Source organism: Streptomyces sp. NBC_00442 (assembly GCF_036014195.1).
Classification (GTDB): Bacteria; Actinomycetota; Actinomycetes; order Streptomycetales; family Streptomycetaceae; genus Streptomyces.
In genome coordinates this window covers 7,147,221-7,167,761 of record NZ_CP107918.1, presented here as the reverse complement: position 1 = coordinate 7,167,761, position 20,541 = coordinate 7,147,221, and the positions used below count along the sequence as shown (strand labels likewise).

Genomic DNA, 20,541 nt, shown 5'->3' with positions numbered 1-20,541 from the left:
CCCGAGCCGTACGCCCCGCACCGAGGAGTAGACCTGCGATGGCGGATACCCACCACGTTCTGCTGATCTCCTTCGCCCGTCCCGAGCGGTGCCGTTCCGCCTACGAGGAAGCGGTCTCGCTGCCGGGGCTGCGCCAGGCGGCGGTCCTTGAACGGTCGGCGGACGGCGTCCTGGACGTGCCGGAGAACCATGTGCGGGGTGCGGGAGTGCCGACGGTGGGCGGTGGACTGGTCGGTGGTCTCGTGGGGCTGCTGGGCGGCCCGATCGGAGTGCTCCTGGGCAGCGCGGCGGGAGCCGCCCTGGCCAACGCGGCGGAGAACCGTCAGCTCATGGAGGACGGCGCCGGACTGATCATGCTCAGCGGCCGGGTCGAGGACGGGGCGTCCATGCTGGTCGTCGATCTGCACGAGTCCTCGCAGCAGCCGGCCGACGAGCTGGCCCGGCGCCATGGCGGCAGCCTGGAACGCCTGTCCGCCGAGGAGTTCACCGCTCAGGTCGAGGCGGCGGAGCGGGCTGCCGAGGAGAGCGGAACGGCGTGAGCCACCGGCGTGCCCCGGGCAGGCGGCCCGCTCCCCCGTCTCCCGGCCTGCGAGGAGTGACCTCACCCACGTCCACCGGAACTCGCGTGCGCCCGACCGCCCCGGCGGCTACCGTGGACGTCATGAAGGTCATCATCTGTATCGGCAACTCGACCGCGCGAGCGACCAGCTCGCCGGTTGCCGCCGCCTGACCTCATTTCCCACTCCCCCGGCGACCGGAAACGGCCCGCCGGTGGATCGTCGGACTCCCGTTCCGAAGCCTGTGCGCATCCCACGCCGACCGCGGTCCCTTTCCGGCTGCCCCGCAGCGAAGGAATCCCGCAGTCATGAACACCGAACACGTCATCCGCACGTTCGTCGAGTACTTCCAGGACCGGGGCCACCGGCGCATCACGGGGTCGACGCTGCTTTCGCCGCCCGGCGACTCCGTCCTGTTCACCACCGCCGGCATGCATCCCCTCACTCCCTACCTGGAGGGCCGGCCCCATCCGCTCGGCCGGCGCCTGGTCAATGTGCAGCGCTGTCTGCGCACCACGGATCTGGACGAGGTCGGCGACTCCACCCATCTGACGGTCTTCGAGATGCTCGGCACCTGGTCGCTCGGGGACTACGACGGTTCGCGGAGCATCGAATGGGGCCACGACCTGCTCGTCGAGGGACTGGAAGTGGACCCGGGTCTGCTGTACGCCACGGTGTTCGGCGGCGACGAACGCTCCGGCCCCGACACCGACTCCCTCCGGACCTGGCAGGAGCGCGGCGTCCCGGTCGAGTTGACCACCGGGGAGAACTGGTGGTCCAACGGTCCGACCGGCCCCTGCGGCCCCGACACGGAAATCTTCGTCTGGACGGGAGAGGGCCCGCCGCAGTCGACACCGACCGGCGACGAGCGCTGGGTGGAGGTGTGGAACCACGTGATGATGCGTTACCGCCGCGGCGACGACGGCACCCTCGGCCTGCTGCCACAGCCGAACGTCGACACCGGGCTCGGCCTTGAGCGGCTCGTCGCCGTCCTCCAGGGCAAGGAGTCGGTCTTCGAGACCGATCTGTTCGAGCCGTGGATGCGTACGGTGCCGTCACTGTGGCAGCTGCCGGAACAACCGCTGCGGGTGGTCTGTGACCACCTGCGGTCCGGCATCGTCGTGATCGGCGACGGTGTCCTGCCGTCCAACACCGGGCGCGGATACGTGCTGCGAAGGCTCGTCCGGCGGGTACTCACCACGCTGTGGCGGGACGATCCGTCCCGCACCCTCGGTGATCTGCCGGAGGAACTGTTCCGGCACACCCTGGACCACTTCGGACAGAACGGGCCCAGCGGTCGGGTGCGCGAGGTGCTGCTGGACGAGGAGCTGCGCTTCACCAGGCTCCTGGAACGGGGCCGCCACATCCTGTCCCAACCCCGCTTCTCCACTCAGCTCGACGAGGAGGACTACAGCTACCTGCACGACACCCACGGGCTGCCCCGCGACCTCGTGCTCGGCCTGCGCGGGGACGCCCTGGGGTGAGTCATTCATCGGCCGGCGCCGGGGCGGGGCCCGTGTCAAGGCCCCGCCCCCGTCGGAACGGGCCGCCCCGCGGCCGGGACCTTAGACTCGGCGAATGGCAAAGTACTTCGACGTGCACCCCGACAATCCCCAGCGGCGCACCATCAGCAGTGTGGCCGACAGCATCCGTTCCGGCGCGCTCGTCGCCTACCCGACCGACTCCTGCTACGCGTTGGGCTGTCAGATCGGCAGCCGTGACGGCATCAACCGGATCCGGTCCATCCGTGCTCTGGACGACCGCCACCACTTCACCCTGGTATGCGAGAACTTTGCCCAGCTGGGTCAGTTCGTGCAGATCGACAACGACGTGTTCCGCGCCATCAAGGCGGCGACGCCCGGCAGTTACACGTTCATCCTTCCCGCGACGAGGGAGGTGCCGCGGCAGTTGCTGCACCCGAAGAAGAAGACGGTCGGCGTCCGCATCCCCGACCACGCCGTGGCTCAGGCCCTGCTCGCCGAGCTCGGCGAACCGCTGCTCTCCAGCACCCTGCTGCTGCCCGACGAGGACGAGCCGATGACGCAGGGCTGGGAGATCAAGGAACGCCTCGATCACGTGGTGGACGCCGTCCTGGACTGCGGGGACTGCGGCACCGAGCCGACGACCGTGATCGACTTCTCCAGCGGCGAGCTGGAGATCGTACGCCGGGGAGCGGGCGACACCTCGCGCTTCGAGTAGCCACCAGCGGCCGCCCGCTCCCCGGAGCCCGGAGCCCGTACCACCGCACCGGCCGACGACCGCTCCGACGGCGCCGGCCGCCGGGATCTCAGTCCCGGCGGGGGCCGACGACGGTGCTGCCGTCGTGCACGGTGATCGCCTGGGCGGGGCAGGCGTCGGCCACGTCCAGGATGCGTTCGTCCGGCTCGATCCCGTCGGGCAGCACCCGCGCGTGCTCGCCGTCGAGGGCGAAGACGTCGGGTGCGGCCCCGGCACACATGCCCGAGGCCAGACAGAGGTGTGGATCCACACGTACGGTCCAGGTCATGGCGCTCACCACGCGACCGGCATGACGCGCGGGCCCCGGACCAGCATCTCGGACTTCCAGGTGACGTCGCCTGCCAGTTTCAGGCCGGGGAAGCGGGTGATGAGCGCGCTCAGCGCCTCCTGCAGCTCCAGCCTGGCCAGCGGGGCTCCCAGGCAGTGGTGGACGCCGTGGCCGAAACCGAGGTGTTGGTTGCCCTCGCGGCTTATGTCGAGCACTCCGGGGGCGGTGAAGCGCAGCGCGTCGCGGTTGGCGGCGCCGGTCGCCACCAGGACCGGTGTGCCGGCCCGCACCAGGGTGCCGCCCACCTCGACGTCCTCGGTGGCGTACCGGGGCTGGCTCGCTCCGCTGCCCAGCGGCACGAACCGCAGCAGTTCCTCCACCGCGTTGGCGACGAGTTCCGGCCTCGTCCGCAGCTGCGCCAGCTGGTCGGGGTGGTCCAGCAGGGTCAGGGTGAAGTTGGGAATCTGGGATGCGGTGGTCTCGTGTCCCGCCACCAGGACCGCCACGCACAGATCGACGAGTTCCAGCTCGGAGAGGCGGTCGCCGCCGTCGCGGGCCTCGATGAGCGCGGTCATCAGGTCGTCCTGCGGCTCCTGCCGGTGCATGGCGATCAACTCGCCCATGTAGGCGCGCAGTTCCTCGCGGTTCGCCTCGAACTCCGCTGCGGTGAGGGAGCTCGTGGACAGGGCCGCGTCGCTCCACACCCGAAAGCGCGGGCGGTCCTCGGTGGGCACGCCGAGCAGGCGGCAGATCACCGCGACCGGCAGCGGCAGCGCATAGGTGTCCACCAGGTCGGCGGGCGGGCCCGCCGCTTCCAGGTCGTCGAGCAGGCTCGCGGTGAGATCGCGCACCTGCGGCCGCAACTTCTCGACCTGACGGACGGTGAACGCCCGCGCCACCAGGGAACGCAGCCGGGTGTGATCGGGCGGGTCCATGCCGAGGATCCCGCTGTTGGTGCGCCCTTCGGACTGGCGGGGTTCGTCGTGCAGGACACCCACGGCCCGGCTGAAGCGCTGGTCGCCGAGGACGAGCCTCGCGTCCGCGTAACGGGTGACGAGCCAGGCGGACTCGCCGTACGGCATCTGGACCCGTAACAGGCCGGGCAGTTCGCGTACGCGCTCATAGGCGTCGGCGAGCTGAAGCCCGTCGGAGGTGTTGAAGGGGTAGGCGAGGGGTGTGGTGTCGGCTGTCGTCACTGCGGCCTCCCGGATGTAAGCAGCTGCTTACAACGGTAGGGCGGCCCCTCCGGGCGGTCAACGGCGCATTGTGGCCGTTATCCTGACGGGCCGTCTGAGAGGACCGACCCCATGGATCACGCCCCTGATGCGCCCGGCGCGCCCGTCGGCGAGCGCCGCCGCGACGCCGGAGCCACCCGGCGTCGGCTGCTCGACGCCGCCCGTGACCTGTTCGCGGAGCGCGGCTACGAAGGGACGACGGTCCGCGACATCGCGGAGCGGGCCGGGGCCAACCAGGCATTGCTGTTCCGGTATTTCGGCTCCAAGCAGGGCCTGCTCACGGAAGTCGTCGCCCAGGGCGGCCTGGAACAGCTGCACGCCACGCCGCCGGAGGAACTCTTCGAGACGGCGCTTCGTTCGATGCTGACGAGCAGCGCGGCCGGGACCGCGGACCGCTCCCTGGAGGTCTATCTGCGGTCGATGGGCCGGGGCGACGAGGCGACCGGGACACTGCGGGAGCTGGGCGAGCAGTACCAGAGCGCGCTGGCCGCGCTCTCCGGCGCCGCGGACGGGGCGCTGCGTGCGGATCTGGCCATGGCCTGGCTGCTCGGCATCGGCCTCATGCGGACGGTCGTCGCGCGCGAGCCGCTGGCGAGCGCGGATCCGGACACCGTCTGTCGCCTCGTGGTCGACACGCTCGACCACCTGTGGTCGGCTCCCCCCGAGAGCGATCCGCGATGACGCTCGCCCCTCATCAACTCCGCCCGGGACAAAGGGATATGCGCGCCCTCGGCACACCGAGACGTACGACGACGGACCGGGCTCGGGGTGCGGAGCCGGACCGGGCCGAAGCCGGCCGGGGCGGGTCCGGACCGGGCGGGTCCGGTCCCGGCCTGAAGCCGGCCGCGGCGGGTCCGGTCCCATCCGGCGTCGTACGCCTCGACGGACGCGCTATTCGGTGACGCGGACCGCGCCCGACGGGCAGAGACTGCCGGCCTGGCGGGCGGCGGCCTGCTGCGCCCCGTCGGGATCGGGGGTGATCACATCGACGAGGCCGTCGTCGTCCTGGTCGAAGACGCCGGGCGCGGTCAGCGCGCACAGTCCGGCGCCGACACAGACGTCCCGGTCCGCTGAGACCCGCATGGGCCCTCCTTTCCTCCCGGTCACCAAGTGACCGGGAGTTCGTTGACGCCCTGGATCGTCGAGCCGGGGCGCAGCGTCAACTGCTCCACGGGGACGGCCAGGCGCAGGGTCGGAATTCGGTCGAACAGGGTGGTGAGGATGACTTCGAGTTCGAGGCGGGCCAGATTCTGGCCGAGGCACTGGTGCACGCCATAGCCGAAGGAGAGGTGGTGGCGGGCCGAGCGGTGCACATCGAGGCTGTCCGGGTCCGCGAACACCGAACTGTCGCGATTGGCGATGGAGTTGGTGACGATCACCCCTTCGCCGGCGCGGATGAGCTGCCCGTCGATCTCGATGTCGGCGGTGGCGAAGCGGCCGCCCGCGATGTCGGCGATGGCCAGCACGCGCAGCAGCTCCTCGACCGCTCCCGGCACCAGGGACGGGTCGGCACGCAGGGCGGCGTGCTGGTCGGGGTGTTCGAGCAACGTGATGACGCTGAGCGATGTCATCGAGGCCGTGGTCTCGTGGCCGGCGACGAGCAGCAGCAGCGCGGTGGAGATCAGCTCGTCGCGGTCGATCTCACCGTCCGCCAACTGGTGTGCCACCAGCTTGTTGAGGAGCCCGGTGCCGGGTTCGGACTGCATCTTGGTGATCAGCCCGTCCAGGTAGCGCTCGAAGTCGTCCCGGGCGGCGACGGCGCCGGCGGCGTCCACGGCCTGCACAAGACGCCTGCTCGCGTCCTGGAAGAACTCGTGGTCGGCGTACGGGACGCCGAGCAGATGGCAGATCACCATGGACGGTACGGGCAGCGCGAACTGACTGACCAGGTCGGCGGTGGGCCCGGCGGCGAGCATGTCGTCGATGAAGCCGTGCACGATGCGTTCGACGTCCGGACGCATCCCCTTGATGCGCTTCACCGTGAACTCACTGATCACCATGCGCCGGCGCGTCCCGTGCTCCGGAGGGTTCATGCCGATGAACGCGGGGCGGCCCTGACGGAACGCCTTGAGGCGCGGGGAGGTGCTGGGGAAGTCGGCGTGCTGACGGTCGGAGGACAGCCGGGGATCGGCGAGTAACGCGCGCGCCGCCTCGTGCTTGGTCACCACCCAGGCGCGTCGTCCGTCATAGAGCGTCACGGGGCGCAGCGACTCCGGCTCGTCCCGCAACTGGCTGTAGGTATCGGGCAGTTGGTAGGGACACGTACGGTCCGCCGGAAAGGCCGGGGCCTCCTGCGGCGTGGGGAACGGTGTGGCGTGCTCTGTCATCTCGGTCATCGAAACCCTCGAAACCTCAGACGTTAAAGAACGGACTGTTCTCTAAGTTGGAGGCTAGGCTGTCCCCCCTGGAGAACGCAACGGCCCCTATGCGACAGACACAGGAGGCGGGGGTGCCCAACCGTGCCGAACCGGCCACCGGACCACCCCTTGACCACCGCAAAGGCCCGCGCCGTCGCGGCGAGGAGCTGGAAAGCGCCATTTTGCTGGCGACTTTGGACGAGCTCGCCGAGGTCGGCTACGCCTCACTGACCATGGAGCGGGTGGCCGTCCGGGCCCGTACCGGAAAGGCGGCCGTCTACCGCCGCTGGCCGAGCCGGGCCCAACTGGTCGTGGACGCCTGCAAGGTGGGGAAGATCTCCGAGGTCGATCTCCCCGACACCGGTGAACTGCGCGGCGACGTACTGCTCCTGCTCCGGCAGATGGCGGCCACCATGGCCACTCCGCTCGGCGACATCATGCGAGGGCTCCTCGCGGAGATGACCCGCGATCCCGAACTGGCCGAGCTGATCCGCCAGCGCATCCACACCGTGCGGCCCGCCACGATCCGGGTCGTCCTCGAACGCGCCGTCGCCCGTGGCGAGGTGGAACCGTGGGTGCTGACCTCCCGGCGGGCCACGGTCGCGACCGATCTGTTGCGCAATCAGTTCCTGCTGTTCGGCGCCCCCGTGGAGGACGAGGTCATCACGGACATCGTCGACGACGTGTACCTTCCGCTGCTGCTGACCCCGCCCCCCTGCCGGCGGGCGCACACCCAAGTGGCCGACGAGGCGCACTAGTTGACGATGTCGAAGAAGCACGCGGGCCGCGGGTGCCGGTCTTCGCCGAAGCGAGTGGCGGCACCCGCGCTCGCGTCCTCCGCCGCGCGAGGCGCTACTTCAACGGCAGGTGCTACTTCTACGACAGGTGTTGTGTCTGCGGCAGGTGCTACTTCAGGCGGGCGACGATCTTGTTCATCTGCTCGATCTCGGCGTTCTGCGCGGCGATGACGTTACCGGCGAGGCGCTTCGCGTCCGGGTTGTCGCCCTTCTTCTGCTCGTCCTTGGCCATGGCGACCGCGCCCTGGTGATGGCCGATCATCAGGGTGACGAACTTCCGGTCGAAGTCCTTGCCCTTGGCGGAGGTGAGATCACGCATGTCCCGATCGGACATCATGCCGGGCATGGCGGAGGCGCCGCCCGTGCCGCCCGAGCCGTGGTTCATCCCCGGCATGTCCCCCATCGAGGCCGAGGACGAAGCCGAGGCCGACGGCGAGGCCGGGGACGAAGGCAGCGGCTTGCCCCAGGACTTCAGCCAGCCCTTCATCGTGTCGATCTCGGGGTCCTGGGCCTTCTCGATCGCGGCGGCCAGATTCCTGACCTCCGGGTCGGCCGCACGCCCGCCGGCGAGCCGTGCCATCTCCAGCGCCTGCTGGTGATGCGGGATCATCTGCTGAGCGAACGCCACGTCCGCGTCGTTGAACGGGCCGGCGGAGTGCGCGGCGCCGGAGGACGGGGTGGTGGCCGGGCCGTGGTGCATGCCGGCCGTCGCGGAGTCGCCGGACCCGGAGTCGCTGGACGAACCGCATGCCGTCAGCGCCAGCGCGAGAAGGGCGACGGCCCCGACGGTCGTGAGAGTGCGGCGACGGGCGAGGAAGCGGGAGGTCTGGGAGGCGGCGCTCTGGGAGCCGGAGGCCTGGGAGGCAGCGGTGTGGGAGGCAGCGGTGTGGGAAGCGAACATCGAAAGGTTCCTTCGGGTGGGTGCGCCCCTGGTGGGGCACGGAAACGGACGGAGAACGTGACCGGGCCGGCCGGGAGCCTGGCCGGCCGCGTCCGTCACGTCCGCGCGACGCACACCTGAAGGAGCAGACCTCTGCCGCCGAGCGGCGGTCCGCGCCGAGCCGAGCGCCGAGCGGGGTCCCGCGAGTTCCCGTACCACCAGGACCACCAGGCCGAGCAGGGCGAGCAGGCCGGTAGCGGCCAACGGCAACCGCTCGCGGGCGGGGGTGGACACACACAGTTCCCCGGCCGCCACGGTGGCGACCGGGGCGGCGTGCTGTCCGGGATGTGCGGGGCGTCCGGGGTGTTCGGCCGCCGGAGCGGACATAGGCGCGTGCCCCATGGTCAGGGACGCGCTCATGGGCGCCGACATGGCCGTCGGTCCATGGCAGCCGGCAGCTGCGCTCGCCGGAGCCCCGTGCATGGAGAACAGCCCGAACAGCACGGCACACAGCACGGTCAGCCGGGACGGACCCGCCGCCCTGTCCGTGCGCCGTCGATCCACTGCCGCCCCGGTCCTCTCACTCGTACGACTGCCGCGTTCCGGCCCGAGGATACCCCCACCGGGTTTAGTCGTCGGGACCTCGGCCCCGGCGTGGCCCCCTCTCGGACGATCATCCCGAGCGGCACGTGCCGCACCCCTGCCATGTCTGTGCGCTCGGCCGAAATAACCAGGTCAGTGGTGGAATTTGGGCTGGTCCGCACCAGGGGTGGGCTATGTTTTGAGCACACATGGCACGAGAAGGAGGCCCGTCGGTGTCATCGGGGCAGCAGGTACGCGCCCAGTCGGCTGCGATCACGCCGAGCGGGCACTCCGCGCACCACGAGCGTGTCCCGGCGGACCGGGTCCGCGCGCTGTTCGACGGACACCGTCTCTCCCCCGGTCAGCGGCGCATCGCCCAGTACCTCATCGACCATCTCACCGACGCCGCCTTCCTCTCGATCACCGAACTCGCCGAACGGGTCGGCGTGAGCCAGCCGTCCGTGACGCGTTTCGCCGCGTCGCTCGGCTACAGCGGCTACCCCGCCCTGCGCGAGGCGCTGCAGCCGATCGCCCTGAGCGCGGTCGCCGGCACGCCCGAGGGCCGCGAGGAGAGCCGGCACAACGAGCTCCAGGCCGCGGTGGACGCCGAGATCGAGAACCTGGAGAACGTGCGTCGCCTGGTCGCCGACACCACGCAAGTCCTCGAGATCGGCCGCGAGCTTGCCCTCTCGGTGCCGCTGACCGTCCTTGGCCTGCGCATCTCGGTGTCCCTTGCCGAGTACTTCGCGTACGCGGCCCGGCGCATCCACCCCGATGTGCGACTGGTGACGCGCGGCGGCAGCGTCGCCTACGACGCGCTGTTGCAGTCCCGCTCGGCGGGCGGGACCTGGGTACTGGCGTTCGCCATGCCGCGGCACGCCAAGGAGACGCTGGCGGCGATGCGCGCCGCCCGCAGCGCCGGACTGCGCATCGCGCTGGTCACGGACACGACCCTCGGCCCGCTCGTCGAGGAGGCCGATGTCGCGCTGACCGCCGGTACCGGCTCCCGGCTGGTGTTCGACTCGTACGCGGCGCCCGGTGTCCTCGCCGCGGCCATCCTGCAGGCGATGGCGGACGCGGATCCCGAGCGGACGCAGGCGCGGCTCGAGGAGTACGAGCAGGCCGCCGACAAACACGGATTCTTCCTCTAACGGGGCCGTCAGCCTTCCGATTGTTCCCTCAGGGCCGGATTCGCCCCGTCGGTCCGCAGGATCTTCACACCATCACGGCGCATGAAATTTTTCATACCCTTGTTTACTCAACGGTATATATGTTTACTGAGCCGTGGCGGCCATCGCTCCCCCCACGCCAAGGAGAGCGACCCCAGTCCCTCTGAGAACGAACTTCCGGCGTGACGCCCTCCTCCTCACGTCGCGCCGGATGTCCGATCCAGGCAGTCGGATCCGATGGCCCCCGTGGCGGCCCCGGCTAACCCCTGAGCCGGGGCCGCCCATCACCTCTCGATCAGAGTCGGCACCCACCGGAAGCGACGAGCATGCCTCCTACGGCCCCCACCACCACGCTGAGCCCGGACTGGCCCTGCCAGGTAAAACCGCCCGGGAGCCGTGACTGGGAACGCACCGCCACACGCTGGCTGCGCGACCTGCTGCCGGCCCGCTACGCCGGTTACTCACCCCTGGTGCGCCACCACGTGCTGTTGGCCCGGCACGCCCAGATCCAGGTGCAGCACGAGATCCGCGCGGTGCGCGTCGCGCTGCAGACCAGCCGCGCCGAACTGCCCACGCTGGGCGTCGCCCCGGCCGTCATCGAGAACACCATCAGGATGTACGCGATGGAACTGGAACAACTGGGCCGCCTGGCCCGGGGCGTCCGGCTCGTCATGGAAGCCCTCGTGGACGACGGCGTGCCGCCCCGCAGGTCACCCGCGCAGCGACGGTGAGCGGGTGACCGTCCGGGCGGGCACGGCGAGGGACGTCGTACGCACACCCGACTCCCACGCCCGAGGCCCGCACCCCGCGCGCCTGCCCCCGCCCGACATGCGATCTACCGGGACGCGTGGAAGCGTGGAGGTGGCTCAATCCCGACGTGCCCATCAGGGGGCGACCACCATGAGCAAGAAGCAGACCCGCCAGAACCGGGGAGCGCGCACCGGCGGCCACGATCGCAGCGCCACCCCCGAGACCAGCGAGCAGCCGAAGACCCCCGGCACACCGGAGCGATCGCTCCCGACGCCCGAGGTCGCGCACAAGCACCCGCGGAAGTTCGGACACAACTAGGCGGCTTTGGTTCGCGAGAACACGACCTGACCCTGGGGACGTGCGGGTGGTGTCGGGAAACCGCCGGAAGCCACTCGTTCGCCCTGTTGGGGCCGAGCACACACGGCCGTTCGCCCGTCACCCTCCGACCGCCGCCCTCCGGCCGTCGTCAGAACGCGGAATTCGCCACCCAGTGCCTGAGCAGGGCCTCGTCCCCGGACGATGTGAGGGCCCGCGTCGTGAGGTCCAGGCGCCCGTACAGGAACAGCAGCAGGTCGGCGGCGGCCCCTTCGACGGTGGCGTCGGCGAGAGCGGTGTCGGCGAGGGGGACGCCCGCCGCGTCGGCCGGAATCGGGTCCAGTCCGAAGCCGTCGGGGCGCAGACGCACCAGCCAGTCCCCCGCCCGGTCGGTGCAGCGGAAGCGAATGCCCTCGCCCGTGCCGCGCAGGTGGCTGGTCCTGGGCGCGAACGACGCGGCGAAGGGCAGGTTGACCAAGAACTCGTCCACCCCGTCGGCCGCGAGGGCCGGGTCGATCAACGGCGTTGAGCCCAGGGCGAGTTCCGCGTCCACGCGGTGCACCAGCGTCTCGAAGAGCATGCGCCGCACCCAGAACCGGGCATGCGGATCGGCGCCCCACACCCACATCGGGGCGTCCAGAGTGGTGTCGGCGAACACATCGGCCGCCACGTGGGAACTGGCGCGCAGCCAGGCGGGATATGCGTGGTCACTCGTCGGCAGATCGAGTTCCGTGTCGCGGGTGAGGGGTCGTTCCTGGACGCGGCCGCGCAGCAGGCCGGAGAACATCCGCTGCACGCTTCCGGTGTGCCGGATCAGATCGACGAGGGTCCAGCCGGGGCAGCTCGGTACCGGCGTCGCGAGGTCGGCCCCCTCGACGGCCGTCACGAAGCGAGTGGTCTCCGTCAGCACCGCGGCGCAGTGGATCGCCGGCTCGGCCACCCACCGCGCATCGAGGGAGCCGGCTCCCCTGTCCAGGCCGGCCCCGCCGTCCAGGCCGTCGCCCGCGCCCGCGTCCTCGCCCGTGTTCGCGCTCGCGCCCGTGCCCATGTCCTCATTCATACGTCCGTCCACGCTCTCGTCCCTGTCCATCGATTGCACTCTTCCTCGTCTCGTCGGTCGCGCCCTCGCCGGGGCGCCACGCCCGCGCGCTGGTCATGACCCGTTCGGCCACGCCAGCGGCGCGGGGAGCACGGTCCGGTGTATGCAGGACTGATGGATCTCCAGGCACCGCGCGCCGCCCGCCCTCGCTCCCTGGCGCCACGGCACGCGCTGCCCGCGGTTCCCTTCGCGATGATCGCACTCGTCACCGTGGTGGACCTCCTGGCACCGCCCGATGTGCATCTCGGCCCGTTCCTGGCCGCGGCCCCCGCCGTGGCGGCATCGTTCGCGGGGCCGCGCACCACCGCGCTCATCGGTGCCGTCGCCGTGCTGGCCCAAGTGATCGTCGCGATGGTGCGCGGCAGCGTCAGCGACCTCAACCACACCTTCCAGATCATCACGCTGCTCCTCATCTCGGTGTTCGTGACCGTCTTCGCCCATCTGCGCGAAGTGCACGAGAAGGAGCTGGTGCAGCTGCGTTCCGTCGCCGAGGCGGCGCAGCTGGTCGTGCTGCGGCCGTTGCGCGAGCGACTGGGGCCACTGCGTGTGGCGAGCGTCTACCTGGCCGCGGCCGCCGAGGCACGGATCGGCGGCGACCTGTACGCGGCGGCCCGCACCGCCCTCAGCACCCGGCTCATCATCGGCGACGTACGGGGGAAGGGGCTGGAAGCGGTCGGGGACGCGGCTCTCGTGCTGGGCGCCTTCCGTGCCGCGGCCCATCAGGAGGCCGACCTGCCGTCACTTGCCGCCTACCTCGAACGTGCGGTGGCCCCCGACCTGGACGGCGCCCAGGAACACGCGGTGAGCTCCGAAGGCGAGGATGGGTTCGACACCCACAACCGGGGCGAGGATGGGTTCGACACCCATGTCGGCGCCGATGGGGAGGGCGGGTCCGTCGGGCCTGGCGCCGGCGACCACAGCGAGGCGTTCATCACGGCGGCCCTGCTCGACATTCCCGACACCGGTGGAACACTGCGGCTCGTCAACTGCGGCCATCCACCACCGCTGCTCCTGCGCGGCAACCGCGTCGTCCCCCTGGAGGTGACCCAGCCGGCACCGCCGCTGGGTCTGTTGAGCCTCGCCCCGTCCCAACTTATCGCCGAGACCTTCCCGTTCGAGTCCGGTGACATCCTGCTGCTCTACACCGACGGCGTGCTGGAAGCCCGCGACGCGAGCGGCGACTTCTACCCGCTGGCGGAGCGTGCCGCCGCCTGGCGCGGCACCGGGCCCCGCGCCCTGCTGAGCCACCTGCGGGACGACCTGCTCGCCCACACTCCCGCCCGGTCTCTGGGCGACGACGCCGCGATGGTGGCGATCGAGCGGCTCGGTCCGCCCGCTCCTCCGGCTCCCCCAGCCCCTCCAACTCCGCCCTCTTCGCCCCCTTCGCCCTCTTCGCCCTCCAGTCGCTGACCCAAGGGTTTCCGGCGGATCACAGGCCGACGGCGCGCTCAGATGACGGCGTCCAGGAATCGCGTCAGCGTCGCCCGGTCCATGGGGCCGGTGCCGGTGGCCGCCGCTTCCCCCTCCTTGATCAGGACGACGGTGGGCGCGCCGGTGACACCGTAACGCCGTACGGGTTCGGGGCAGCGGGTCATGTCGACCTTGACCACCGTCAGGCGCTCGGCGTAGGCCTCGGCGGCGTCATCCACGACGGCGCTCATCGCTTTGCACGCCTCGACGGCCTTGGGCCACGTCCCGTAGAAGTAGGCGAGCACCGGGCTTTCGGCCATCGCGAGGATGAAAGCGAATTCTTCGTTCTCCCGTGGCTGGTGAACCCTGCGGGCCATGGCGCTCCTCATGTTCCGATCCGCACTACGGCCCCCATCATGACCCGTCGTCGATCGAATTCCGGCGGCCGCCCGGCGAGGTGCGCCGACGTCCGGCTCGTGGGGCGGATACTGACGGCACTGCGTCCGCCGCCCGCCCAAGGAGCCGGTCATGGTCCTGCCTCCCCCGCCTTCCGGGCCCCTGGCCGGAGATGTCGCCCGCCGTTCGGTCCTGCTGGGCACGGCGGCCTGGTGCCTGAGCGCCACCGGCTGCTCGGGCGGGCCGCACACGGCATCGCCCACCGCCAGACCCACGACGGCCCGCTCCCCGTCTGCCACCATGGTTCCCGGCACCACATCACCCACCGCCGGGCCGTCCACACCCCCGGCTTCCGCGAGCTCCCCTTCCGAACTGCCCCATGCCGTGGCGTGGCGGCCCGGCCCCGGCGAGATCGATCCCGCGGCGAAGGTCGCCGCCGTCAGGCTCGTGGAGGCGCTCGGCACATGGCCGGTCGGGCAGGGTGGTCAGGACGCGGCGGCCGGCCGGGCCGCCACGCTGGGCATCCCCGAAGAATCCGCCTCTCGACTCGCCCGTGAAACGGGATCGTTGAGGCCTTCCGCGGATGCGGCGGTCGTCCGCGTCATCGACGCCCAGTACGGCGGGATCCTGTCCGACACGGCCAGCGTTCTGGTCGTCTGCGACCAACCGACCCTTGAGGGCACCAGGGTGAAGTCCGGCGGCACGACAGTCGATGTGCGGCTCGATCGCACATCGGACGGCTGGCGCGTCACCACGCTGCACCCCGCTGCGCCGGGCCCCGCCGGCCCGCTGTCCCCCGCGGCGCGGGAGGTCCTCGCACAGTCCCGGATCGAGCTTCCGCCCGCCTCCGTCGCCGACATCCGCAGCGGCGCGGTGCACGAGAGCGTACTGCGCGCCATGCTCCAACTCGCCGGTGCCTACCGCCTGTCGGTCAGTGTCGTACGCTCAGGACACCCGCTGGACGTGTTCGGCACCGACCGCCCCAGTGACCACCCGTTGGGCCGGGCCTTCGACGTGTGGCGCATCGACGGCCGCGCCGTGGTCGACCCCGCGACCTCTCGCACGCTGATCACCTCGTTCATGCGGGCCGCGGCCGCGGCCGGCTCGTACAACGTCGGCGGCCCCGTGCGGCTCACCGGAGGCGCCACGGTGAACCAGTTCTTCTCGGACGACACCCACCACGACCACGTGCATGTTGGATTCAATTCCTGACGGTGCGTCACATATGGCGGCTCCTCGTGGCGCAACGGTCGCCGGTCACGGCCCGGACCAGGCAGCCACCGGCGCACCGGCGTGACTGACGGCGACGACGTGGGTCACCCACTCGGCTCCCGCGCGCAGGTGCAGGAGGAACGAGGTCGGCTCGTCGAGATAGTTGGGGAGTCCGCCGTTCATGGCGAGCCCGCTCTGTAGGTGCGCGCTGGGGGCGATGGCCAGGGTGGTACCGGCGAAGCTCGCGGTGACAGTGCGGTGGACGTGGCCCGCGAGCACACGTGCCACGCGGGGATGCGACCGCAGCGTCTCCGCCAGTTCGGCACCGTCCGCCAGTCCCATGGCGTCCAGGAACGGGATCCCGACGGGGAGAGGCGGATGATGCAGACAGACGAGGGCGGGAACGTCCGGACGGCGCGCAAGTGCCGCGTCCAGCCAGCCGAGTTGAGCCGGACCCAGGCGGCCGGCCGGCGAGCCGGGCACTTGGGAGTCGGCCACGACAAGAGTGAACTCGGGATGCTCCACGGCGTAGTGCGTTTCCTGAGCGCCGCCGAGGAACGTGGTGCCGCCGAACACGGCCCGCACCGTTTCGGGGTCGTCGTGGTTGCCGACGACCAGATGCAGCGGCAGGGGGAATCCGGAGAGGATTTCACGCAGGACCGCGTACTCCTCGATCCGGCCACGGTCGACGAGATCACCCGTGATGACCACGGCGTCCGGTTGCGGGTCGAGTGCGAGGACGCGGCCCAGCGCACGGCTCAGCGATGCGGCCGGGCCCCCGGCCAGTGCGCCTGCCGTGATGTGCGGATCGCTGAGGTGAGCTATCGCCAAGGTCATCCTCGTACCCTTCCCCACCGCGCCACGACCCACGGCCGGTCACGCCGACGGCGAACGCGCGCCTGGGGCAGGGGCTTTGACGCCGCTCCGGATGGCACGGTCTCCCCGCCTGGGCATCGCCTGCGCAGGGGGCGGTGTCGCCGCCTGGGCATCGCCTGCGCAGGGGGCGTGTCGCCGCTTGGGCATGGGACGGTGCCACGGATCGGGCAGAGGACGCAGCCGACGTCGGGCAAGGGGCGGGCCGATATGACTGATTTCCCGTCACCTCACCGGCGGTCGCCGCCCCCGTCGGCGGGACGGGTCGGCACGCGCCGTCATCGACGGCCTCGTCGCCGGATACGGGTCCCTGCGGGCCGGTGGGCCGGTGGGCCGGTTCCGCTCCTCGGGCTGGTACCGCACCACCACCGCGCTCCTGATCGCTCCGGCCATCCGGCAGGCCGCGACGGCCGAGCACTGGCAGTGGCGCGACGACACCAACACACTCCGGCGGGGCGACACCCGTGACACCGTGCGGCAGCTCTTCGAGGACGGATTCACCCCACGGGGCGAGAAGTCACCCCGCTCGCCGAGTACATCGTCAAGGGCGGCGGCCAGAACACCGCGCACGTCAGCACTAGTTGTGCGCAGTGGGTGGCACAGAAGTTCGCCACTTACGGTGCGACGAGGACGGGGTGGATGTACGAGATCGAGGCCCCGGGCGGCATCGACGTGAACGCGACGGCCCGCGTCAACGGGTGCAGGTCGCCCTACCTGTGGAACACAGGAGATCGGCTTCCCGGCGGGATCCAGGGGAACCACATCAAGAAGGCGTGCAAGTACCGGCTTCTGAAGACCGGCCCCGCCACCAAGGTGAACAGCTACGAGGCCCTCGGCTGTCAGCTCAACCGCCACTACCAGCTGTCCGTGACGGCCACTCGCTGACCGCTCGGGCACAGCACACGCCCCCACCGCCGAGGGACTCGCTCACGCCGGGCCCGGCCGGACGACAGTGGACCGTCTCACCTCAGGGGCCGATACACGTCATGAGGCCGTCACACGTCATGGGGCCGTCTCACGACATGGGGCCGTCTCATGTCATGGGGCCGTCTCATGTCATGGCGACGGTCAGTACGAACGCCGAGTCCTCCAGCGCCTCCACGGTGTGCGCCGTGCCCGGCACGGCCAGAAGGTCGCCGTCGCGCCCCTCCCAGGTGTCCGTACCCGAGGCGAGCCTGACCCGGCCCGACCACACCAGGAGCGTCGCCTCACCTCCGAGCGCGTGTTCGCTCAGCGAGTGCCCCGCGGTCAGGGCGATGACCGTCTGACGCAGTACGCGTTCGTGCCCGCCGATCACGGTGGACGCGCTGCGCCCCGCTCCCGACTCCCGGGCGGCCCTCAGCTGAGCTCGGGCGATGGCTTCCAGGGAAAACTTCTCCATGTCCTGCTCTCACTTCCTGCGCGCGACGACGTACAGGCCGACCATGGCAGAACCGCGCGCCGGCGGCACGCCAGGACGCGCCGGAGCGCGCAGGACCGTGCGATCATCGGATCTCGCCGCGAACGGGGGAACCGGATGCTGTTGACGTTGACCGGCGGGGCGGGCGCCGGCAAGACGACGCTGGCCGCGGCGCTGCTGGCCGAAGCACCCGAGGGGCCCGTACGGGTCCTGCACGGCGACGACTACTACGTGCGCACCCCGGAGCGAGGCGTGTGGACCCGCGACGCAATGGGAGTCCCGCGCCTGGACGTGGGAGATCCCCGCTCGATGGACATGGACCGCCTGAGCCGCGACACCGGCACTGCCCTGGGCGACGCCACCCACGTGGTCGTCGACGGCATGTTTGCCCACCACGTAGCCCCTAGAACGCGGCATGCCCGCCTCGATGTGTTCGTCGATCTGCCGGCCGATCTCCGGCTGGCACGCAAGATCGCGCGCAAATGTCTGCGCGAGGGGTTCCCCCTCGACGTGCTCCTCCGGAACTACCTCGACCACCGTCGGGACGCCCACGCCCGGCACGTCGAGCCGCTGCGCCATTCCTGCGACCTGACGGTGGACGCCACCCTCGCACCCACAGTGCTGGCCCGTGCCGTGTGGGAGGCCGCCGCCCAAGCGGACCGCCCACCCGGCGGTTGAGCCGTCAGCTGGCCGACAGTCCCAACCCGTCCACCAGCGCCGTCGCGGCGTTCTTGACCACCGCGTCGTCCGTGGCCGCGTCGGCGGTCGTGTGGTTGGTGTAGATCGCGATGATCACCGGACGACCGGAGCGGGGCCAGGCGACCGCGATGTCGTTCGCGGACCCGTAGGCGTCACTGGTACCGGTCTTGTCGCCGACGGTCCAGTCCTTGGGAACACCGGCGCGGATGCGGGCGTCGCCCGTGGAGGTGGCGCGGAGCCACGTGTTCAGGCGGTCCCGGTCCTGCGGCACCAGAGCGCAGCCGAGGGAGGTCTTGGCGAGGTCCCGTCCCACCGCCGCGGGCGTGGTGGTGTCCCGTCGCTCGCCGGGCCGCCAGTCGTTCAACTCCGGTTCCCAGCGGTCCAGTCGGGAGACCGGGTCGCCGAGGGAACGGTAGTAGCGGGTCAGGCCCGCGGGACCGCCGACCTGGTGGAGCAGCAGGTTGCCCGCGGTGTTGTCGCTCCGGGTGATGGCCGCACGGCAGAGCTCGGCGACCGTCATGCCCTTCTCCCCGTTGCCCTTGGTGAGGGGAGAGTTGGCGACCTCGTCGGCCTTCGTCCAGTGGACCACCTTGTCCATGAGCCCCGGTTCCGTGTGCCGCGCCCGGTCGAGAACCGCGGCGCAAACCAACGCCTTGAACGTGGACAGTGAGGGGAAGCTCTCGCCGCCCCGGTAGGAGACGGTCCGCCCCGTACCGGTGTCCAGGGCGAAGGCGCCGATCCGCACATGCTGGGTCGCCTCCAACTGCCGTAGTTCGTCGGCCACATGTGTGCCGGGCACACCATGTGGCGCTTGTACCGAGCGGGTGTGGTCAGGCGCCGCTTCTCGGGCTTCGGCCGCCTGCGCGGTCGAGGCGGCGGTGGTGGTGAACGCCATGAGGGCGAGCAGCACCGCGGGGCCCTTGGTGCGGGCGTGGCGCAGGGAAGCAAGGCGTGTCGTGTTGTCTCGCATGCCTCCAGCAGAACAGGCGCGCGACGCCGCGTCCAAGAGGCGACCGGGAAACGCGGCCATAGCGATCCGCCTATCGCCGCTGCTCCGGCCGCGTACACGCGGGCGCGGCAAGGATGATGCGGGGACGATGCGGGAAGCGCGCGGGACACCGTCGCGACGGCCCGGCACACGCCCTGTCGTCCGGTCACCGCGGCGCCGCGCCCGGGTGACTTCGGACGCTTCTGCCCATCACCGCGTCGCCGTATGGTGAATCGTCACATGGGTCCAGGCAGAGGGGAATCGATGGTGCGCAAGGTCAGGATCATCCGACACGCCGCCGTGACGGCGGCCGCCCTGCTGGTCTCGGCCGGGCTCGGCTCCACGGCGCTCGCGGCGTCCCCGGCTCCCGGCGCGCCCCTGGCGTCCCCGGGCTCCCCGACCCCTTCGACCTCCGCGGGCTTCCCGGCCTCCGCAGCCTCCGCGGGCGGGCCGAACCGCGAGGCGGCGCGCCTGGGTGACTACTGGAGCGCCGCGCGCATGGCGGCCGCGCGGCCCGACGCCGGCGACACGAACGGGGCACCGGGGGCCCGCACCGCCCCGCCCTCCGTGGACGGGCCCCGGCCCGGCGAAGTCATCCCGCCGAGCAGGAGCTTCGACGGCATCCCCGAGGCCGGCACGTTCTTCTGGACCGACGCCTCCGGTACCGGGCGCACCTGCAGCGGCTCGGTGGTGCGCAGTCCCGGCCACGATCTGGTGCTGAGCGCGGGACACTGCCTCAAGGGGTACGCCGGCACCTCGCCGCTGCACCACCTGGGCTTTGTGCCGCAGTACCACGACGGCCTCAAGCCGTTCGGGATCTTCCCCGTCAAGGACAACGGTGTGTACGTCTCCCAGGAGTACTACGACCGGGGCGAACACGCGGGCGCCGCCTATGACTTCGGGTTCGCGGTCACCGAGCCCAACGAGGACGGGAAGCGGCTCCAGGATGCGGTCGGCTCGGTCGAGTTGCTCACCGGGTCCGGGTACTCCCACACCCCGGTGCGGATGATCGGCTACCCCGGCAACGCGCAGAAGCCGCTGGAGTGTGTGAGCCGGACCACCCGGTGGGTCAGCGACGACGAAGCCGACCCGGGCACCTTCTCGCGCATCGCCTGTGACGGCTTCGTGGGCGGCACGAGCGGCGGGCCCATGCTGGTGCCGTGGACGGACGGCTGGGCCGTGGTCGGGGTGATCGGCGGCTACCACACCGGGGGCAATACCCCTCAGGTCTCCTACAGCGCGTACTTCGGCACCGCCATCCAGGACCTGTACGAGGCCGCGACCTCGGGGGCCCCGCCGGCCGGACCCGCCTCCTGA

Annotated in this window: 23 protein-coding genes; 13 read left to right on the top strand and 10 right to left on the bottom strand. The window is 71.1% G+C overall.

Annotation, left to right across the window (positions count from 1 at the left end; genetic code table 11):
- The first annotated feature begins 38 nt into the window (after positions 1 to 38).
- The 3 genes from OG432_RS32215 to OG432_RS32205 all read left to right on the top strand — a co-directional run bounded on the left by OG432_RS32215 (position 39) and on the right by OG432_RS32205 (position 2,756).
- Entirely contained in the window at positions 39 to 539 is a 501-nt protein-coding gene (locus tag OG432_RS32215) for a histidine kinase (RefSeq protein WP_328314481.1), read from the top strand.
- A 326-nt stretch (positions 540 to 865) separates the two neighbouring features.
- Entirely contained in the window at positions 866 to 2,041 is a 1,176-nt protein-coding gene (locus tag OG432_RS32210; RefSeq protein ID WP_328314480.1) for an alanine--tRNA ligase-related protein, read from the top strand.
- A gap of 94 nt (positions 2,042 to 2,135) precedes the next feature.
- Positions 2,136 to 2,756, top strand: a complete 621-nt coding sequence (locus OG432_RS32205) for an L-threonylcarbamoyladenylate synthase (RefSeq protein ID WP_328314479.1) — start codon at positions 2,136 to 2,138, stop codon at positions 2,754 to 2,756.
- An 88-nt stretch (positions 2,757 to 2,844) separates the two neighbouring features.
- On the opposite strand, the gene OG432_RS32200 is transcribed toward OG432_RS32205, so the two are convergent.
- Positions 2,845 to 3,063, bottom strand: coding sequence for a ferredoxin (locus OG432_RS32200; RefSeq protein WP_328314478.1), 219 nt, complete (start codon positions 3,061 to 3,063; stop codon positions 2,845 to 2,847).
- Positions 3,064 to 3,068: 5 nt separating this feature from the next.
- A complete protein-coding gene (locus OG432_RS32195) occupies positions 3,069 to 4,259 on the bottom strand; it encodes a cytochrome P450 (protein ID WP_328314477.1) in 1,191 nt (396 codons plus the stop codon).
- Between the two features lie 111 nt (positions 4,260 to 4,370).
- On the opposite strand from OG432_RS32195, the gene OG432_RS32190 reads away from it, so the two are divergent.
- A complete protein-coding gene (locus tag OG432_RS32190) occupies positions 4,371 to 4,979 on the top strand; it encodes a TetR/AcrR family transcriptional regulator (RefSeq protein ID WP_328314476.1) in 609 nt (202 codons plus the stop codon).
- A gap of 210 nt (positions 4,980 to 5,189) precedes the next feature.
- Here the strand turns inward: OG432_RS32190 and OG432_RS32185 are convergent, their stop codons facing one another.
- Positions 5,190 to 5,381, bottom strand: coding sequence for a ferredoxin (locus tag OG432_RS32185; RefSeq protein WP_328314475.1), 192 nt, complete (start codon positions 5,379 to 5,381; stop codon positions 5,190 to 5,192).
- A gap of 20 nt (positions 5,382 to 5,401) precedes the next feature.
- A complete protein-coding gene (locus OG432_RS32180; RefSeq protein WP_328315334.1) occupies positions 5,402 to 6,625 on the bottom strand; it encodes a cytochrome P450 in 1,224 nt (407 codons plus the stop codon).
- Between the two features lie 122 nt (positions 6,626 to 6,747).
- Here OG432_RS32180 and OG432_RS32175 point away from each other — a divergent pair, with 122 nt between their 5' ends.
- Complete coding sequence (locus OG432_RS32175) at positions 6,748 to 7,413, top strand: TetR/AcrR family transcriptional regulator (protein WP_328314474.1); 666 nt, start codon at positions 6,748 to 6,750, stop codon at positions 7,411 to 7,413.
- A 148-nt stretch (positions 7,414 to 7,561) separates the two neighbouring features.
- Here the strand turns inward: OG432_RS32175 and OG432_RS32170 are convergent, their stop codons facing one another.
- Positions 7,562 to 8,353, bottom strand: coding sequence for a DUF305 domain-containing protein (locus OG432_RS32170; protein ID WP_328314473.1), 792 nt, complete (start codon positions 8,351 to 8,353; stop codon positions 7,562 to 7,564).
- A gap of 794 nt (positions 8,354 to 9,147) precedes the next feature.
- Between OG432_RS32170 and OG432_RS32165 the strand changes: the two genes are divergently transcribed.
- From OG432_RS32165 to OG432_RS32155, 3 genes are all read left to right on the top strand, one after another.
- Positions 9,148 to 10,065 (top strand): MurR/RpiR family transcriptional regulator, encoded by a 918-nt coding sequence (locus tag OG432_RS32165; RefSeq protein ID WP_328314472.1) that lies wholly within the window; start codon positions 9,148 to 9,150, stop codon positions 10,063 to 10,065.
- A 344-nt stretch (positions 10,066 to 10,409) separates the two neighbouring features.
- Entirely contained in the window at positions 10,410 to 10,814 is a 405-nt protein-coding gene (locus OG432_RS32160; RefSeq protein WP_328314471.1) for a hypothetical protein, read from the top strand.
- A 169-nt stretch (positions 10,815 to 10,983) separates the two neighbouring features.
- Positions 10,984 to 11,151 carry a hypothetical protein gene (locus OG432_RS32155; RefSeq protein WP_328314470.1) on the top strand — a complete coding sequence of 56 codons (168 nt, stop codon included), beginning with the start codon at positions 10,984 to 10,986 and terminating at the stop codon, positions 11,149 to 11,151.
- A 148-nt stretch (positions 11,152 to 11,299) separates the two neighbouring features.
- Here the strand turns inward: OG432_RS32155 and OG432_RS32150 are convergent, their stop codons facing one another.
- Positions 11,300 to 12,238 carry a maleylpyruvate isomerase family mycothiol-dependent enzyme gene (locus tag OG432_RS32150; protein ID WP_328314469.1) on the bottom strand — a complete coding sequence of 313 codons (939 nt, stop codon included), beginning with the start codon at positions 12,236 to 12,238 and terminating at the stop codon, positions 11,300 to 11,302.
- A 123-nt stretch (positions 12,239 to 12,361) separates the two neighbouring features.
- Between OG432_RS32150 and OG432_RS32145 the strand changes: the two genes are divergently transcribed.
- Positions 12,362 to 13,657 (top strand): PP2C family protein-serine/threonine phosphatase, encoded by a 1,296-nt coding sequence (locus OG432_RS32145; RefSeq protein ID WP_328314468.1) that lies wholly within the window; start codon positions 12,362 to 12,364, stop codon positions 13,655 to 13,657.
- Between the two features lie 38 nt (positions 13,658 to 13,695).
- On the opposite strand, the gene OG432_RS32140 is transcribed toward OG432_RS32145, so the two are convergent.
- Positions 13,696 to 14,034 carry a thioredoxin family protein gene (locus OG432_RS32140; protein WP_328314467.1) on the bottom strand — a complete coding sequence of 113 codons (339 nt, stop codon included), beginning with the start codon at positions 14,032 to 14,034 and terminating at the stop codon, positions 13,696 to 13,698.
- Between the two features lie 151 nt (positions 14,035 to 14,185).
- On the opposite strand from OG432_RS32140, the gene OG432_RS32135 reads away from it, so the two are divergent.
- On the top strand, positions 14,186 to 15,265 hold the full coding sequence (locus OG432_RS32135) for a hypothetical protein (protein WP_328314466.1): 1,080 nt from the start codon (positions 14,186 to 14,188) through the stop codon (positions 15,263 to 15,265).
- 45 nt (positions 15,266 to 15,310) lie between these two features.
- Here the strand turns inward: OG432_RS32135 and OG432_RS32130 are convergent, their stop codons facing one another.
- Complete coding sequence (locus OG432_RS32130) at positions 15,311 to 16,102, bottom strand: phosphodiesterase (protein ID WP_328314465.1); 792 nt, start codon at positions 16,100 to 16,102, stop codon at positions 15,311 to 15,313.
- A gap of 531 nt (positions 16,103 to 16,633) precedes the next feature.
- Here OG432_RS32130 and OG432_RS34985 point away from each other — a divergent pair.
- Positions 16,634 to 17,023, top strand: coding sequence for a scabin-related ADP-ribosyltransferase (locus OG432_RS34985; protein ID WP_443058620.1), 390 nt, complete (start codon positions 16,634 to 16,636; stop codon positions 17,021 to 17,023).
- Between the two features lie 166 nt (positions 17,024 to 17,189).
- Here OG432_RS34985 and OG432_RS32120 read toward each other — a convergent pair whose 3' ends face one another.
- Entirely contained in the window at positions 17,190 to 17,519 is a 330-nt protein-coding gene (locus OG432_RS32120; protein WP_328314463.1) for a LuxR family transcriptional regulator, read from the bottom strand.
- A gap of 135 nt (positions 17,520 to 17,654) precedes the next feature.
- Between OG432_RS32120 and OG432_RS32115 the strand changes: the two genes are divergently transcribed.
- Positions 17,655 to 18,215 (top strand): uridine kinase family protein, encoded by a 561-nt coding sequence (locus OG432_RS32115; protein WP_328314462.1) that lies wholly within the window; start codon positions 17,655 to 17,657, stop codon positions 18,213 to 18,215.
- Between the two features lie 4 nt (positions 18,216 to 18,219).
- Here the strand turns inward: OG432_RS32115 and bla are convergent, their stop codons facing one another.
- Complete coding sequence (gene bla / locus OG432_RS32110) at positions 18,220 to 19,206, bottom strand: class A beta-lactamase (RefSeq protein WP_328314461.1); 987 nt, start codon at positions 19,204 to 19,206, stop codon at positions 18,220 to 18,222.
- 282 nt (positions 19,207 to 19,488) lie between these two features.
- Here bla and OG432_RS32105 point away from each other — a divergent pair, with 282 nt between their 5' ends.
- Complete coding sequence (locus OG432_RS32105; protein WP_328314460.1) at positions 19,489 to 20,541, top strand: trypsin-like serine peptidase; 1,053 nt, start codon at positions 19,489 to 19,491, stop codon at positions 20,539 to 20,541.